20 protein-coding genes are annotated in these 15,318 nt (G+C 68.4%); 5 read left to right on the forward strand and 15 right to left on the reverse strand.

Features of this window, described 5'->3' with window-relative positions; translation table 11 throughout:
• Positions 1 to 35: 35 nt before the first annotated feature.
• The 4 genes from C6Y44_RS19140 to C6Y44_RS19155 form a co-directional block, all read right to left on the reverse strand.
• Positions 36 to 326: a DUF2516 family protein gene (locus tag C6Y44_RS19140; RefSeq protein WP_174247001.1), complete on the reverse strand. Its 291-nt coding sequence runs from the start codon at positions 324 to 326 to the stop codon at positions 36 to 38.
• A gap of 64 nt (positions 327 to 390) precedes the next feature.
• Positions 391 to 1,317, reverse strand: coding sequence for a heparin-binding hemagglutinin (locus tag C6Y44_RS19145; RefSeq protein WP_159417724.1), 927 nt, complete (start codon positions 1,315 to 1,317; stop codon positions 391 to 393).
• Entirely contained in the window at positions 1,314 to 1,790 is a 477-nt protein-coding gene (locus C6Y44_RS19150) for a helix-turn-helix domain-containing protein (RefSeq protein ID WP_059383424.1), read from the reverse strand. Before C6Y44_RS19150 ends, C6Y44_RS19145 begins: the two co-directional genes overlap by 4 nt.
• A 61-nt stretch (positions 1,791 to 1,851) precedes the next feature.
• Positions 1,852 to 3,063, reverse strand: a complete 1,212-nt coding sequence (locus C6Y44_RS19155) for a DUF445 domain-containing protein (protein ID WP_404817805.1) — start codon at positions 3,061 to 3,063, stop codon at positions 1,852 to 1,854.
• Positions 3,064 to 3,219: 156 nt separating this feature from the next.
• On the opposite strand from C6Y44_RS19155, the gene C6Y44_RS19160 reads away from it, so the two are divergent.
• The 3 genes from C6Y44_RS19160 to C6Y44_RS19170 all read left to right on the forward strand — a co-directional run bounded on the left by C6Y44_RS19160 (position 3,220) and on the right by C6Y44_RS19170 (position 5,355).
• Positions 3,220 to 3,963 carry a TetR/AcrR family transcriptional regulator gene (locus C6Y44_RS19160; protein ID WP_159417723.1) on the forward strand — a complete coding sequence of 248 codons (744 nt, stop codon included), beginning with the start codon at positions 3,220 to 3,222 and terminating at the stop codon, positions 3,961 to 3,963.
• Positions 3,964 to 4,007: 44 nt separating this feature from the next.
• On the forward strand, positions 4,008 to 4,361 hold the full coding sequence (locus tag C6Y44_RS19165) for a DUF4873 domain-containing protein (RefSeq protein ID WP_159417722.1): 354 nt from the start codon (positions 4,008 to 4,010) through the stop codon (positions 4,359 to 4,361).
• 136 nt (positions 4,362 to 4,497) lie between these two features.
• Positions 4,498 to 5,355, forward strand: coding sequence for a polyphosphate kinase 2 family protein (locus tag C6Y44_RS19170; RefSeq protein ID WP_159417721.1), 858 nt, complete (start codon positions 4,498 to 4,500; stop codon positions 5,353 to 5,355).
• Positions 5,356 to 5,503: 148 nt separating this feature from the next.
• Here C6Y44_RS19170 and C6Y44_RS19175 read toward each other — a convergent pair whose 3' ends face one another.
• From C6Y44_RS19175 to C6Y44_RS19190, 4 genes are all read right to left on the reverse strand, one after another.
• Positions 5,504 to 5,725 carry a hypothetical protein gene (locus C6Y44_RS19175; protein WP_120280090.1) on the reverse strand — a complete coding sequence of 74 codons (222 nt, stop codon included), beginning with the start codon at positions 5,723 to 5,725 and terminating at the stop codon, positions 5,504 to 5,506.
• Positions 5,726 to 5,788: 63 nt separating this feature from the next.
• Positions 5,789 to 6,352, reverse strand: coding sequence for a dihydrofolate reductase family protein (locus tag C6Y44_RS19180; protein WP_159417720.1), 564 nt, complete (start codon positions 6,350 to 6,352; stop codon positions 5,789 to 5,791).
• A complete protein-coding gene (locus tag C6Y44_RS19185) occupies positions 6,349 to 7,356 on the reverse strand; it encodes a helix-turn-helix transcriptional regulator (protein WP_192378511.1) in 1,008 nt (335 codons plus the stop codon). The genes C6Y44_RS19180 and C6Y44_RS19185 overlap by 4 nt, the downstream gene beginning before the upstream one ends.
• Before the next feature lie 65 nt (positions 7,357 to 7,421).
• Positions 7,422 to 8,279, reverse strand: coding sequence for an SDR family oxidoreductase (locus C6Y44_RS19190; RefSeq protein ID WP_120280093.1), 858 nt, complete (start codon positions 8,277 to 8,279; stop codon positions 7,422 to 7,424).
• A 128-nt stretch (positions 8,280 to 8,407) separates the two neighbouring features.
• Here C6Y44_RS19190 and C6Y44_RS19195 point away from each other — a divergent pair, with 128 nt between their 5' ends.
• Positions 8,408 to 9,427, forward strand: coding sequence for an iron-containing redox enzyme family protein (locus tag C6Y44_RS19195; protein WP_120280094.1), 1,020 nt, complete (start codon positions 8,408 to 8,410; stop codon positions 9,425 to 9,427).
• Positions 9,428 to 9,504: 77 nt separating this feature from the next.
• On the opposite strand, the gene C6Y44_RS19200 is transcribed toward C6Y44_RS19195, so the two are convergent.
• The 3 genes from C6Y44_RS19200 to C6Y44_RS19210 form a co-directional block, all read right to left on the reverse strand.
• Entirely contained in the window at positions 9,505 to 9,777 is a 273-nt protein-coding gene (locus C6Y44_RS19200) for a hypothetical protein (protein ID WP_006552395.1), read from the reverse strand.
• A 125-nt stretch (positions 9,778 to 9,902) separates the two neighbouring features.
• The gene (locus C6Y44_RS19205; RefSeq protein WP_120280095.1) at positions 9,903 to 11,009 is read right to left on the reverse strand and encodes an NAD-dependent epimerase/dehydratase family protein; all 1,107 of its coding nucleotides are present in this window, start codon (positions 11,007 to 11,009) and stop codon (positions 9,903 to 9,905) included.
• A gap of 25 nt (positions 11,010 to 11,034) precedes the next feature.
• Positions 11,035 to 11,580, reverse strand: coding sequence for a Dps family protein (locus C6Y44_RS19210; RefSeq protein WP_059383385.1), 546 nt, complete (start codon positions 11,578 to 11,580; stop codon positions 11,035 to 11,037).
• A 217-nt stretch (positions 11,581 to 11,797) separates the two neighbouring features.
• Between C6Y44_RS19210 and C6Y44_RS19215 the strand changes: the two genes are divergently transcribed.
• On the forward strand, positions 11,798 to 11,953 hold the full coding sequence (locus C6Y44_RS19215) for a DUF6131 family protein (RefSeq protein WP_006552398.1): 156 nt from the start codon (positions 11,798 to 11,800) through the stop codon (positions 11,951 to 11,953).
• Between the two features lie 208 nt (positions 11,954 to 12,161).
• Here C6Y44_RS19215 and C6Y44_RS19220 read toward each other — a convergent pair whose 3' ends face one another.
• From C6Y44_RS19220 to C6Y44_RS19235, 4 genes are all read right to left on the reverse strand, one after another.
• A complete protein-coding gene (locus C6Y44_RS19220) occupies positions 12,162 to 12,416 on the reverse strand; it encodes a CDGSH iron-sulfur domain-containing protein (protein WP_174247000.1) in 255 nt (84 codons plus the stop codon).
• 4 nt (positions 12,417 to 12,420) lie between these two features.
• Positions 12,421 to 13,047: a HemK2/MTQ2 family protein methyltransferase gene (locus C6Y44_RS19225; RefSeq protein WP_159419156.1), complete on the reverse strand. Its 627-nt coding sequence runs from the start codon at positions 13,045 to 13,047 to the stop codon at positions 12,421 to 12,423.
• 199 nt (positions 13,048 to 13,246) lie between these two features.
• Positions 13,247 to 14,839: a phytoene desaturase family protein gene (locus tag C6Y44_RS19230; RefSeq protein ID WP_159417718.1), complete on the reverse strand. Its 1,593-nt coding sequence runs from the start codon at positions 14,837 to 14,839 to the stop codon at positions 13,247 to 13,249.
• Entirely contained in the window at positions 14,836 to 15,279 is a 444-nt protein-coding gene (locus C6Y44_RS19235) for an SRPBCC family protein (protein WP_120280098.1), read from the reverse strand. Before C6Y44_RS19235 ends, C6Y44_RS19230 begins: the two co-directional genes overlap by 4 nt.
• Positions 15,280 to 15,318 lie beyond the last annotated feature (39 nt).

Below are 15,318 nucleotides of genomic sequence, written 5' to 3' on the forward strand. Positions count from 1 at the left end.
TCCGCAGTCACCACCGCGAAGCTCGGGCTCCGCAGTCACCACCGACGGCGTTGAACCTCCTCGACCCGCGGGCGGACGTCCACGAGGTACACGCACACCGCGACAACCGCGATGATCCCGAGCAGACCCACCGCGCCGAAGACGACGAGGACGAGCAGCGCGGCCACGAGGATGCCGAGCCAGACCGGCTTGGTCAGCTTGTCGACGGCCGGAAACGCCTCGGCGGGCTGGCGCACGACGTGGAACAACGCGAATCCCGCCCCGGCGATGGCGATGATCTGCAGCGCGAGGATGATCAGACCGGCAAGTGAATCGACATTCGTCACCACCCCAGTCTACGAGAATCGGCCCCCGTGCGAGTTTGCACGAGGGCCGATCGATCGCTGCAGGTCAGGAACCGCTGGTCTTGCGCGGCGCTGCCTTCTTGGCAGGGGCCTTCTTGGCCGGAGTCTTCGCCGGAGTCTTGGCAGCGGCCTTGGCCGGAGCCTTCGCGGCGGGCGTCTCGGCAACCGTCTTGGCCGGCATCTTCGCGGGGGTCTTGGCCGGAGCCTTCTTGGCCGGAGCCTTGGCCGGGGTGACCTCGACCGGCTCGACCGGGGTGGCCACCGACTCGACCTTCTCCGCAGCCTTGTCGGCCGCCTCGCGGACCTCGCCGCGGGCCGACTCGACCCGTCCGGCGGTCTCGGAGCCCGTCGCCTCGGCACGCTCACCGAGCTCGACGACGCGCTCGGCAGCCTTGTCGCCGGCGTCGGACACGGCCTCGCTCACCTCATCGCTCGCCTCGGAGATGCGGCCGGCTGCGCGACCCGCGAGCTTCGCGGCCTGCTCACCGACCTCGCGGGTCCGGCGGGCCACCGTCCCGAGTGCTTCCTCGGTGAGGTCGGCGGCGTCGCCGAGTACGGCTTCGGCGCGACCGAGGCCGTCCTCGAGGGCCGGCTGGGAACGCAGACGCTCGATGGTCTCCTCACCGCGCTCGGCGAGAGCGGTGTAGAGGTCGGAGGCGACCTTCAGGTACGCCTCGGCGACCTTACGCAGCTCCTCGGCACTGAAACGCTCGCGCAGGTCCGCGATCTCCTCGGGCAGCTCGGCCGGGAGTTCGGCGAGACGCTCGCGGAGGGACTCGACGGTCTCGGTGAGATCGGCGGGCAGGGTCGCGAAGCGGTCGCGGGCGGTCTCGACCCGCTCGGCCACCTCGTTGCGGTTGGTCTCCGCACGTCGGCGCGCCTGGGCCACGAGGTCGGCGACGGCCTGGACGACGGCGTCGCCGGCACCGACCGCGGCGTAGAGGGAGGTACGGATGCTGGTGGGATCGGTCATGAAGATTTCTCCTCGTCGAAGTCTGTCGGGTGGTCGGGCCGGGCATCGCCGGTGTTCTGCTGGTTCTCCCGGCAGAACGAGTCGTAGATGTCGAGCAGGACCTGCTTCTGCCGCTCGGTGAGAACGGTGTCGACGAGCACCGCATCGCGCACGGCGCTCTCCGCTCGATGCTCGAGGATCCCCGCTCGTACGTAGAGAACCTCGGCCGAGAGCCGCAACCCCTTGGCGATCTGGGCGAGCACTTCCGCGGACGGCTTGCGCAGGCCCCGTTCGATCTGGCTCAGGTACGGGTTGCTGACACCGGCCAGTTGCGACAACTGCCGGAGCGAGACCTGTGCGGCCTCGCGCTGCGACCGGATGAAGGCGCCGATGTCCTGGGCGGCGTTGTTGACCACCCGGGCGGCGATATCCCCCGGTCCGGCGCTGTCGTCCGGCGTGTCCGAGCCCTCGATCGGATCTGGTTCCGTGGACACACCGACCACTCTACGGACAAGTGCTAGCTACAGCAAGCACTCTGCTAGCACGTGACCGTCGTCACGCGAACAGCAACTCCGACACCGTGTAGATCGTCAACCCGGCGAGCGAACCGACCACCGTGCCGTTGATGCGGATGAACTGCAGGTCGCGCCCCACGGCGAGCTCGATCTTGCGGCTGGCCTCCTCGGCGTCCCAGCGCTCGACGGTCTCGCGGATGACGGAGGTGATCTCGTCGGCGTAGTTGGACGCGACGAAGCGCACCGCGTCGAGCAGCCAGCCGTCGATCTTGGTGCGCAGCTCGGCGTCCTCACGCACCCGGATGCCGAACGCCATGACGTTCTCCGCGATCTTCGTGCGCAGGGTGCTGTTCGGGTCGTCCACCGAGTCGAGGATCATCCGCTTGGCCGTCCGCCAGGTCGCCGCGGCAAGGCCGGTGATCTCGTCGCGGCCCATGATCTCGGCCTTGACCTTCTCCGCCTTGGCAATGGTCACGGGATCGTTCTGCAGGTCGCGGGCATAGTCGGCGAGGAACTTGTTGACCGCGAGGCGCACCTCGTGGTCGGGATTCGACCGCACCTTCCACGTGAACTCCACGAGTTCGCGGTGGATCTTCTCGCCGAGCAGCAGGTCGACGAACTTCGGCGACCACGACGGCGAGTCGCGGCTGATCACGCGGTCGATGGTCTCCTGGCTCCCGAGCGCCCACTGGTGCGCGCGTTCGGCGAGCATGTCGACGAGCGGCAGGTGGCGGTTCTCGGCGAGGAGTTCGGTGAGGACACGCCCGATGGGCGGTCCCCATTCCGGTTCGGCGATCCGCTTGACGATGGTGTGGTCGATGATCTGCTGGATGTCGTCCTCCCGCAGGATTCCGACCACACCGCGCAGGACCGTCGACGTCTCCTTGGCCACGCGCTGGGCGTTCTCAGGTTCGGCGAGCCAGGTACCGACCCGCAACGGGATCTGCGCCGACTCGACCTTGGCCGACACCACCTCCGGTGCGAGGAAGTTGTTGCCGACGAACGAGCTCAGGTTGGCGCCGAGCTGGTCCTTCTTCCGCTTGATGATCGCCGTGTGCGGGATCGGTATCCGCAGTGGGTGCCGGAACAGGGCGGTCACGGCGAACCAGTCGGCGAGCGCGCCGACCATGCCGGCCTCGGAGGCCGCGCGCACGTAACCCACCCATGCACCGGCGCCGCGGGTTTCCTGCCAGCGGCAGAAGAGATAGATGATCGCGGCGGCGACGAGGAAGCCGGTCGCGACCGCCTTCATACGGCGGAGTTCTCGGCGTTTGATCTCGTCGTCGGTCGTCAGGAGCTGCACCCGATCGATTGTGCCGAAAGTCGGCACTCGGCGGACGGATCGCCCTCGAGTTCTGAAGGACGGGAGGCCGGATCGTAGACTGAGCCGACGATCGAAACCGAACGGATGTGCCACACAGTGTCCAGCAGACCGCAGACGACTTCGAACCCGACCTCGAGCGAGGCCGCCCCGCCCGTGAAGCAGGACGGCCGCAAACGGCGCTGGCACGAGCACAAGATCGCCCGCCGGGAAGAGCTCGTGGACGGCACCATCAACGCGATCCGCTCGCGCGGCCACGAGATCGGTATGGACGAGATCGCCGCCGAGATCGGCGTGTCGAAGACGGTGCTCTACCGCTACTTCACCGACAAGAGCGACCTGACGACCGCGACGATGCTGCGGTACGTCGAGACGGTCCTCGCTCCCCGGATCTACGCGGCGGTCGCGGAGGATCTCGACGAGTACGAGCTCACCCGGGAGGCGATCACCGCCTACGTCGAGACCGTCGCCGACGATCCCGAGGTCTATCTGTACGTGATGAGCAACAGCGCGTCGGCGGGACGCGACGTGGTGGCCGATTCGGAGCGGATGATCGCCGAGCTCGTCGCTACCGTCCTCGGGGAACGGCTGCGGTTGTTCGAGATGGATTCGGGCGGTGCCGTGCCGTGGGCGTACGGGATCGTCGGTGGCATTCAGCTCGCGACGCACTGGTGGATCTCGAACAAGTCGATGACCACCGAGGACCTCATCGACTACCTGACGATGATGATCTGGGGCGGCATGACCGGCATCGCCGCAGTCGCCGGATCCCCGGTGCGCTTCAAGTCGCAGCCGCATCCGCTCCTGCCGGAGTCGTCGGCCACCTGCTGACCGACACCTTTACCGTTACTCGAAGTTGCACGTATAGTGCGGGCATGAGCGACCACGCCGACGACCTGCACGACGAGGACGACCCCGGCTACCGCGGTCCCGCCGAGGTCACCGTGGGCGACCGCACGGTCGCCGTCGACGTCGAGATCTCCGGCCGGTTCGACCCTCTGCTCGGCCGGCACGTGTGGCGCGGCCGGCTCCGCAGACTCGCCGAGACCCTCGGCACCGACGCCTCGCCCGCTCCCGGCACCACCGTGACGATTACGGTGCCCGACGCCCCCGAGGCCGCGACTGCCCGCATCTCGGAGGTCGACCTGTGGGGCAGCCACATGGTCGACGGCGTCTCGCGTCCGCCCTACCCTCTGCCGACCGAGACCGACGGTGTCGATCCCGCCTGATCGCCACTGCGTGTGGCACACGCCCGATCGCCACCGCGTGTGGCACACGCCCGATCGCCACCGCGTGTGGCACACGCCCGATCACGACTGCGTGTGGCACACGCCCGATCACGACTGCGTGTGACACGCTGGCGGGATGACGAAGGACGACGTCTTCCGGCCCGCATCGATCGTCGAAGCCCTACGGGCGACGCCCGAGACCCGCGTCGCCGACATCGACACGAACGGCACTCCGGGATTCGACGGCGACAAGGCGCTCGGCGAACGTCTGCTCGCCGAACGTGGTGCCGTGCTCTCCGACCTGCAGGAAATGCTGTTCGCCGAGGGGCGGACCGGCGGCACCCGCTCGGTGTTGCTGATTCTGCAGGGCATGGACACCGCCGGGAAGGGCGGCATGGTGCGTCACGTCATCGGCCACGTCGACCCGCAGGGCGTCGACCACACGGCCTTCGGGGTGCCCACGGAGGAGGAGAAGCGGCACCATTTCCTGTGGCGGATCAACAAGGCCCTCCCCCGCAACGGCCAGCTCGGTGTCTTCGACCGGTCGCACTACGAGGATGTGCTGGTCGCGCGGGTGAGATCACTGGTGCCGGAGAGTGTCTGGCGCGGACGCTACGACGAGATCAACCGGTTCGAGAGCGAAGTCGTCCGCGAGGGCACGACCATCGTGAAGGTCGCCATGTTCGTCTCGTTGGACGAGCAGAAGAAGCGCCTCGCCGAGCGCCTCGAGCGCCGCGACAAGCACTGGAAGTACGACCCGAGCGATGTCTCGGAGCGCGCCCTGTGGCCGCAGTACCAGCAGGCCTATCAGGACATGCTCGATCGGACCAGCACCGACGAGGCGCCCTGGTACGTCGTACCGTGCGACCGCAAGTGGTACGGCCGCCTCGCGGTGACGGAACTGCTCATCGACGCGTTCGAACGCCTCGACCTCGATTGGCCGGAGCCGACTTTCGACATCGAAACGGAGAAGCGCCGACTCGCAGAGTCGTGATGTCACCGACTCGCAGAGTCGTGATGTCACCGACTCGCAGAGTCGTGATGTCACCGACTCGCAGAGTCGTGATGTCACCGACTCGCAGAGTCGTGATGTCACCGACTCGCAGAGTCGTGATGTCACCGACTCGCGTCGGATACCACCCTCAGAACAGGTGCGGGGTGTCGTAGTGCCGTCTGTGGTCTCGACGCACGGTTCCGGCGACCATGCCGAATGCCGCTCCGAGCGCGACGACTGCCGCGACTGCCGCGACCATCGCCCAGCCCGTGAATCCGTACCCTACGGCGACGATCGTCAGCGCGATCATCAGGACCGAGGTGAGTGCGAGCGCATAGGCGCTCCAGGCTACGAACAGATTGAGTTTCACGACCGGCCTCCTCGGACGAGGTGTGTCCCTCTCGATGCCGACGGTACCTGCAGGTGATGCACATCACAACCGGCCGGTGGCGTCCTTCAGCACTTCGTAGCGGACGACGGCGAACTCTCCGCTCTGCCCGAGCTCGGTGAGGCGCATCTCCACGTGTCGCGGGAGCAGTGGACGGCCGGAACCGATGGTCACCGGTGCGAACGAGACGACGAGCTCGTCGAGCAGACCGCGCTCGGCGAACTGTCCGGCGAGATCACCGCCGCCCACCATCCACAGGTCGCGGCCGTTCGCGGCCTCGGCCATCTCGTCGTAGACCTGACGGACGTCCTTCTGCGTGAAGCGGATGTCGCCGGGTTCGTCGCCTGCCCGGGCGACGGGCAGGTCGTCGCGATGCGTGAACACCCAGCAGGGCAGGTCGTACTCCCACTTGTCCTCGCCTGCATGGTCGAGCACCCAGCGGTAGGTGGACGATCCCATGGCGATGGCGCCGATACCGGCGATGAACTTCTCGTAGTCGAACGGCCCGCCGTCGCCGGACTCCCGGGTGAGCAGCCAGTCGAGCGAATGATCCTCGGTGGCGAGGAAGCCGTCCAGTGTGCTTGCGGTGTAGTAGATCATCCGGGTCATGAGTTGCTCCTGTTCCAGTCGAGTGGATCTCCGTGATCGACGTCGAGGCCGGCCGCCCGCATCATGTGCCGCGCGAGTTGACGGCGGTGTGCGGCGAAGGTGAGGACGTGGGCGACCACTCCTCCGAGGACGAAGCTCTCGGGAGGGTCGCACAGGGCGTCGATGAGCACGTCACCCCAGGCGCCACGGCGATGGATGTCGCGGATCGTCTCCACCCAGCGCGGAGCGATGTCCTCGAAACGCGCCGTCAGAGAGTCGATTCCGTCGTCCGCATCCTCGGGGTGGTCGGCGCCCACCATCGAGGCCAGCCACATCTCCTTGGCGCGTACCAGGTTGCCGAGCACACGTGAGACGGATTCCTCGGGACCGTCCCATGCGAGAACCACCAGTCCGGGGAACCTGATCCGGTCGCGCTCGTCGTCGTCGAGTTCGGTGGCGCGCTCGAGGAGATAGCGGGTGTCCGCGAGATCGTGCTGCACCATCTGCGCGAGGACCTCGGCGGCCGGGTAGGCGGGCGCGGTGGGCCGTCGCCCGTCCTCCTCGACCCAGAGATTGGTGGGCGGATGGAAGTGAACGCCGTTGGGGGCGGGCAACCAGTGATCGACGGGCGCGGGCGCCCAATGATCGGCGGGCGCGGGCGCCCAATGATCGACGGGCGCGGGCGCCCGGTTGCCACCGCCGCCGGTGCCGAGCACCCGGGCGGCCGCGCTGGGTGGATATCCGTAGGCGCGGGCGAAGGCGCGGGCGAACCCTTCGACGCTGTCGTAGCCCGCGGCGAACGCGGCATCGGTGACCGAACTGCCGTGACGCAGTTGCCAGGCGGCGCGTTCGAGCATGACCCGGCGCCGCAACGCTACCGGCGACTCGCCGGTGCCCACCGCGAAGGTGCGGCTGAAGTGCCACTGCGACGCGTAGGCGTGCTGCGCCATCCGTCCGAGGGTCGCGTTGTTCTCGTCGAGAACGGCGTCGAGCAGTTCCCGGAGTCGGTCACGGCCGAAGGTCATGCATTCAGTGTCGCGCGCAGACCCCGGCCGCCGCCCGACCGTTCTTGCTCTCCTGGCTCACCCGGTCAGCCGGGCATGGTCTCGCCGCCGAGCGGGGCGAGCACTTCACCGCTGTAGTACGAGGACATCGTCTCCGATGCGAAGAAGACGTAGGACGGGGCGATCTCGTCGGGTTGCGCGGCGCGGCCGAAGGGCGCCTGCTGTCCGAACTCGGAGACCTTCTCTGCGTCCATGGTCGCCGGGATCAACGGGGTCCACACCGGTCCGGGCGCCACGCAGTTCACGCGGATCTGCCTGTCCTGCAGCGCCTGCGCGAGTGAGTAGGTCAGGGCGATCACCGCGCCCTTGGTCGCCGAGTAGTCGATGAGCGTCTTGTTGCCGCGCAGACCGTTGACCGATGCGGTGTTGATGACGGAACCGCCCGGCGTCAGGTGCGGCAGGGCCACCTTCGTCACGTGGAAGAAGCTGTCGATGTTCACGGCGAAGGTGTGGCGCCACTGCTCCTCGCTCAACTCGGCGAAATCGTCGACGGGCTGCTGGGTGCCGGCATTGTTGACGAGGATGTCGAGGCCACCGAGTTGTTCGACCGTCTCGGCCACCACTGCCCGGCAGTGCTGCGCGTCGCCGAGGTCGCCCGCGATCACGTGACATGTGCGGCCCTCGCGTCGCACGAGGTCGGCGGTGTGTTCGGCGTCGCGGTGTTCCTCGAGGTACGCGATCGCGACGTCGGCACCTTCCTTCGCGAAGGCGACGGCGACCGCCCGTCCGATGCCGGAGTCACCGCCCGTGACGAGGGCCTTGCGGCCGGACAGCAACCCGCGGCCGACGTAATCGCGCATCTCGTCGGTGGGGCGCTCGGCCATCTCGTCGGTCTCACCCGGATAGTCGATGGTGTGTGGTTCTCGTTCGCGGTCCTCGCTCATGGCCGCCGGATACCCACAGGCTGCACCGATATTCACGCCCTTTTCCCCGGTCCGCACCGACCGAGGGGTCGCTTCTGCACCGACCGACGGGTCGTTTCTGTACTGCTCCGAGAGGGTAACCCCGGCATATGGCTCATGAGACCCGGATGTGCGACGTGCACGACGCTCCGCTTCCCACGCCCCGCGGCCCCATCTCCGCCGAGATCGTCGAGCGACTCGGCGGCCCGGTGGACGATGCCGTGTGGGACGTCGCGACCGACGGCGCGGATGCCTACGGCGAGGACGTCCAACTCGCTCTGGCCGTTCTCTACGAGCTCCACTACCGGGGGTTCGCGGGCGTCGATCCCGCCTGGGAATGGGCACCGGGCCCGCTCGGGGTCCGGGCGCGTCTCGAGCGCATCTTCCTCGATCGGCTGCGCGCCGACGTCCCGGCTTCCGACGATCCGCAGGGTGTCCTCGAGGACCTGTGCCGCGAGCCGGACGACTCGTGGGGTGTCTCCCACGAGCTCGCCGCGAACGGCACGTGGGAGATGATGCGCGAGTTCTTCGTCCATCGCTCGATCTACCACCTCAAGGAAGCGGACCCGCACGCCCTCGCGATCCCGCGACTGTCCGGTCGCGCCAAGGCGGCGCTGGTCGCTGTCGAGTTCGACGAGTACGGCGGAGGTCGGGCCGAGCGCATGCACTCGCGGTTGTTCGCCGACCTGTTGCTCGCCGCCGGCCTGAAGGACGACTATCTGGGCTATCTCGACGTCGTTCCCGCCGTCACCCTTGCAACGGTGAACTTCATGTCGTTGTGCGGTCTGCACCGCGCGTATACGCCGATGCTGGTCGGGATGTTCGCCGCGGCCGAGATCACCACCGCTCCCAGCGCCGGCCGCATGGTCGAGGCTCTCGAGCGTCTGGGCGCCGACGACGCGTGCGTCCTCTTCTACTCCGAGCACATCGAGGCCGACGCTGTCCACGAGCTCGTCCTGCGGCACGACGTGGTGGGTTACATGGTCGAACAGGATCCGGCTCGGGCGCAGGACATCTCGTTCGGTGCGCAGGCCATCGAGTTCCTCGAGGGCCGGCTCGGAAGCCATCTGCTGGGCAGCTGGGCCGCCGGTCGCAGCTCGCTCCTCGCGTCGGCGGAGGCACCGGCCTGACGCTCGGGTACGAGACAGCGAGGGGAGCCCCGGGACAGTGCGTCCCGGGGCTCCCTCGTCGGCGCCGGGGTCCCGGCTCAGTCGATGAGGCCGGGTTCGTGCGTGGGGGTACCGCCGGACCCGCGGAGGCGGCGTCGACGGAGGTTGAGCGCGGACATCACCACGCCGACGACGATGAGCACGGCCGCAGCGATGGCTCCGACGATCACCCATCCCTCGAATCCGTCGCCCGCCGCGTAGAGGACGAGAGCGACGACAGCGATCCCCGCGAGGATGCAGGCGTATCCGACCCAGCCCGAAGCTCGGGACGCAGTGGTGGGAGCGTGAGCTCGATTCGATGGTTTCGTCATGGTGGTGGATACCGCATCCGGCCCTCCATGAAACCAGCCCTCCACGAACCAGCCCTCCACGACCCAGCAGGGACGGCGGAGGGCGGCGGATGGCTCTGCGCAGGAGAGCGTTGCGGCCGAGAGTATTACGGCGGGATCCGCCGGCCGATGGGTCCACGTTCGACGAGCGCGGCGAGTCGTTCGCGCGCGCTGCGCGGAGAGAGGACGGGGCTGTCGGTGCCCGTTGCGCTGCGCATGCCGCGCACCGTCTCGGACCATACCTCGGGACCGTCGTACTTCGGCGACCATCCGAGTTCCTCGCGGGCCCTGCTGCAGTCGAGCATCGGGCAGGTGTAGGCCAGGTCGATCCAGCCGCCCTGCACCGGTTGCAACCGTAGGCGCCAGGTCGCTTCGGCGAGCGCCGACAGACCCCATCGCGGCACGGGAATCGTCGGGCAGTCGAACGGAGCGGCGAAGTCCCGCGCTCCCACCGGGGTCGGTGCTCCCAGGTTGAACGGACCGGGCACCCGTCGCTCGAGCGCTGCGACCAGCGCGTCCGCTACATCGTCGGAGTGCACGGCGGGGATGGCGAGCCCGTGATCGATCGGGATCAACGGCAGATGGTTCGTGATGCCGGCGGGCACGAACTCGGGCAGCACGTAGCGTTCGAGACCGGAGCCGGAGACGAGTTGCCCGATGAATCCCGGGCGGAAACGGGTGAGGACGGGCACGTTCGTGCCGGACTCGAAGTCGTCGAGGAATGTCTCCGCCGCAACCTTGTCGACGCTGTACACACAGGTGGGCACGCCTTCGCGGGCCCACGACTCGTCGACCTCCCGACCGTAGGCGCCGTCGGAGTACACGGCGGCGGAGGACATGTGGATCACGTGTGCGACACCGGCGTCGGCGGCGGCCGTCATGACGGCGCGGGTGCCGTCCACCGCCACCCGCCGGAGATAGTCGCGACGGTGCGAGGGCTGGAATCCCCAGGCCAGATGCACGACGGCGTCGACCTCCGCGAAGATCGGAGTCAGGATGCGGGCGGCGTCGGGAGCCGCGAGGTCCACGGCGCACCACTTCGCCACCGCATACGGATCGCGCGCCGGGGGAATCCGGCGCGCGATCGCGACGATATCGAGTTGTGCGGGATGAGCGGCCAGCCGGCGCAGGAGCGCCGTGCCGACATTTCCGCTCGCTCCGGTGACGACGATGCGTCGTGGCAGACCGGTTCGGGATGTGGAAGCCATCGGCATCGTCGGTATCGTCCGAGTGTCCCGGTCAGCGGGCCGATTCCGCTGCGTCCTTCTCCGTCTGCGCATCGGCGTTCGGGAGAGTACCGGCAGCGTTCTCGAGGTGGGCGCGGACGAACCACTGGAACTTCTCCAGCTGGCCGGTCTGGCCGATCAGGACGTCCTCGGTGATCGGGTCGAGCTTGCCGACCTCGTCGATCGCCTTGCGGTTGTCGGTGATGATGCCGTCGTAGACGAGGTCCAGCGCGGCGAGGTGCGCCTGCGCGGTGTCGCGGCCGACCGAGTAGTCGTCCCACGTGCGGTTCTTCTCGATGGCGCCCGGCGTGCCCTTGGGCGACGCACCGAGCGCGGCGATACGCTCGGCGACCTCGTCCGCGTATCCGCGCACGAGTTCGACCTGCGGATCGATCATCTCGTGGACGCCGATGAAGTTCGGGCCGACGACGTTCCAGTGGATGTGCTTCAGCGTGAGGTGCAAGTCGTTGTAGGCACTCAGGCGCTCCTGGAGAATCTGCGCGGTGCGCGAGCCGTCGGCATCGCTCAGACCGGGAACCGTGTAGCTCGAGTTCGACATATTCTTCCTCCAGAATGCTCTCGGGTGTGTCGGAAGGCGGATACCCGAGGCACGGTGGAATTCAAACATCCGGGCGCGCCGGACGTCCCGTGACCTGCATGGAAGAATTTGTCCGGATTCGGCGAGTCACAAACGTTTGGAAACGGACCAACCCGGTTATTCGATCGCCGGGCACCGAGGCTTCCAGGTTTCGGTCATGACATCTGAGGTGGCGACAATGATCATTCTGGGTCTGATTCTGTTGGTGGTGGGGTTCTTCACGGGTATCTCGATCCTCACCACACTCGGAGTGATACTTCTGGTGATCGGCGTGATCCTTGCGATCCTGGGTGCGACGGGCCGGGCGATCGGCGGACGCGCGCACTGGTACTGACCCCCTGTCGATCGTCCGTGCCGGAAGGAGACGTCCGGCACGAGGCAGAACCGCGGATCCCGGGTGCTCACGGCACCCGGGATTCGTCGTTTCCGGATCCCTACGACCCTGTCCCGATAGACAGGCCGGCCGGTCGACCGGTTCCGGAACGACGTCCGGGCCGGCCCCTGTGCAGGGACCGGCCCGGACCGGCAGGTTTGTCCGGTGACTAGGTGTCGGTGCGCGCCGCCGCCTTCGGCGTACGGAGGGCGCGATGGCTGGTGTCGCAGAGGGGGTACAGGGCGCTGCGGTGACACCGGCACACGGCCACCACGAAACGGTCCGAGACCGTCTCGGCGCCGTCGTCCTCGACGATCCGCACCGGGCCCTCGACGAGGGTCGGACCACCCCTCACCTGCCGCACGACCCGTGCTTCGCACTCCCCGTCGGCGGTGAGCTGCGTGATCTTCGGTGCCCTGCTCACGTTCTCAACTCCTCGTGCGGGGGCGATCGGCGCGAACGACGACCACCTCCTCGGTCAGTGCCCCCGGCTCCGCCAGCTGCGACGAGTACAGATAGTCCGTGCGGCTGCGAAGGACCGGTCCGAAGGGAATACGGCTGCGGGCCACGACGGATGCCTTGAGATCCGCGTCGCGCAGCCGGGACAGTGTCGCCTCCACACCGGTGAACTCGGAGTGCACGATCAGCGCGAATCCGCCGGGCGTGAGCAGGGTGGGCAGGCTGTCGCACAACGGATCGAGCACGCAGCGACCGTCGGCGCCGGCATCCCAACGCGGGTCGCGGTTCTCCCCGTCGCACGGAACGTACGGCGGATTCGACAACACGATGTCGAACGGACCGTGGCGCAACGCCGCGTCCAGGCCTCCCTGCCGGGGACGGATCGGCAGCCGGCGCGACCACGCGTTGACGCGGGCACTGAACACCGCTCGCGGGTTGATGTCGAAGGCCGTCACCGAGGAAGCACCGAGCATGGCGGCGTTCACCGCCAGAAATCCTGTCCCCGTGCAGAAGTCGAGTACCTTCGCACCCTTCGTACCGCCTGCGTCCGCAAGCGCGCCTGCGAGCAGATACGAATCCTCCTGGGGGCGGTACACCCCCGGAAGACGCCATACCCGCGGCGAATCCGATCCGTCCAGCGCCAGGGAAGCTGTCACGTCACACCACCTCGGTATCTCGAGTTCGACGGCATCTCCACCACCCCGGGCCGAAAACCCGGATCCGTCCGTTCGCGGGCGGATACCCGCGCGACTTCCGTGTGAAACACGCCACCGTTCCGCGAGGGAGGCCCGGCTGTCACGAGAACAGCACCCGGCGAGCGGCATTTCGCACGCGTCGGGTCACCGGAGCGGTGCGTTTGTCGTCCGCGAGTGCGGCGTGAGCGGCGTTCCAGCCGCCCATGCCGTGGACTCCCCCGCCCGGATGCGCACCCGAGCTGGCGAGATACACCCCTTCGACCGGGGTTCGCGGTCCGCCGAAACCGGGAGTGGGCCGCAGGAACAACTGCTGGTGGACCTGCGCGGTTCCACCGTTGACGGCTCCGCCTACGAGATTCGCGTCGGCCGCCTCGAGGTCGCCGGGTCGCTGGACGTGCCGGCCGACCACGCGCGCACCGAAACCCGGTGCGTAGGCCTCGAGTTGCGCGTCGACGCGTTCGGCGAGGTGGTCGGCGGACGCGTCGTCGGTGATGCCCCGCGGCAGATGTGTGTAGGCCCAGCAACTTTCGGTTCCCTCGGGCGATCGCGTCGCGTCGGTCGTCGTCATCTGTCCGAAGAGCAGGAAGGGCGACTCGGGGACGACCCCGGTGGACAGATCGGCCGACCACCGGATCATCGCGTCCGTATCGGCACCGACGTGCACCGTGCCGGCCCCGCTCAACGAGGGCGAACGCCACGGCACGCGGCCGTCGAGCGCGTAGTTCACCTTCACGACCGGGGTGTCCCATTCGAACTTGCGCAGGTCGTCGAGTACCCGCGACCCGACGGCGTCGGCCGGGAGGAGCCGCGTGTACAGGGCCGGGGCCGAGGTGTCGGCGAGGACGGCGCGTCGCACCTTCACCCGCTCGCCGCCGGCGGTCCGGACTGCGGCGACCTTCCCGCCCTGCACCTCCACACCGACGACCGGCGAGTCGCACCGCAACTGGGCACCTGCCGAGGCGCCGCGACGGACCAGTGCGTCGGTGAGCGCTCCCGCGCCGCCGACCGGCGCGGGGAATCCGACGTCCTGCGCGAGCATCGTGAGCATGTAGCCCATGACGCCGCTACCGGGCGCCTCGGGCGGTGTGTCGGCATGCATGGCGTTGCCCAGAAGCAACAGCCGCGCCGCCGAACCGCCGAACAACTCGGACGACATCCGGGTGACGGGCAGCGCGAGCATGCGCGCGTAGCGCAGCAGATCTCCCGTCTTCATCGTGCGCAGCAGGTCCACGGAACCCCGGACGGGCGGGAACGGGCCGAGGAGCAGTTCGAGCAGCGCGCCGCGTACCTGCTTCCACTGGTCGAACAGCGCCAGCCACGCTTCCCCGTCACCGACGCAGCGACGCTCGAGGTCGGCCGCCGTGTCGGTCGGATCCGGAGAGACGACGATCGCGTCCTCGTCGTCGGGGCCGAGCGGGTGACCGAAGGCCTTCGGGGAACGCGCCCAGCGGAGGCCGTGCGACGCGAGATCGAGGGCCTGGAAGGCCGGTGAGGCGACACCGAGCGGATAGAACGCGCTGAACAGATCGGCGCAGTATCCCGGGTGGAGTTCTGCGCTGCGCACCGCTCCGCCGGGTTCGGGTTGCTCCTCCAGCACGAGGACGTCCCATCCGGCGTCGGCGAGCACCGCGGCAGCGGTCAGACCGTTGGGTCCGGCACCGATGACGACCGCATCGACCGTCGCGTCGCTCATTCGGTGGCGCCTTCGGCGAGCAGCACCAGCCGTCTCAGGCATTCCTGGTTCCGTGGCAACACCATTTCCTCCTGTACACGATCGGGGACGAGGGCGTACGGCCCTTCGACGACGTGTTCGGCCATCGTGATGCGGGTGCCGCCGTCGTGGGTGGGTTCGAGCGAGATCGCGATCTCCGCCTTGCCGAACAGCCAGGCACGTGCGCGCAGCACCAGTTGCCGTTCGGGCACCACCTCGCGGACCTCGGTGTGGTCGTCGAGCAGGAGAGGCCACAGACCCACCGAATGATGGATCCGGGTGTCCCGTTGCGGCCAGGCCGGGTCGACGGCCCGGATGCGGGACGCCCCCACCACCCACGCTGCGTACCGCCAGCCGTCGGCGAGGATCTCCCACACTCGTGCCGGCGCCACCGAAGTCTCGATCGTCGCGATCCTGGCCATGCCCGCTCCTCATCCCCTGGACGACAGCTCGCTTGCGGC

The organism is Rhodococcus rhodochrous, assembly GCF_014854695.1.
GTDB lineage: Bacteria > Actinomycetota > Actinomycetes > Mycobacteriales > Mycobacteriaceae > Rhodococcus.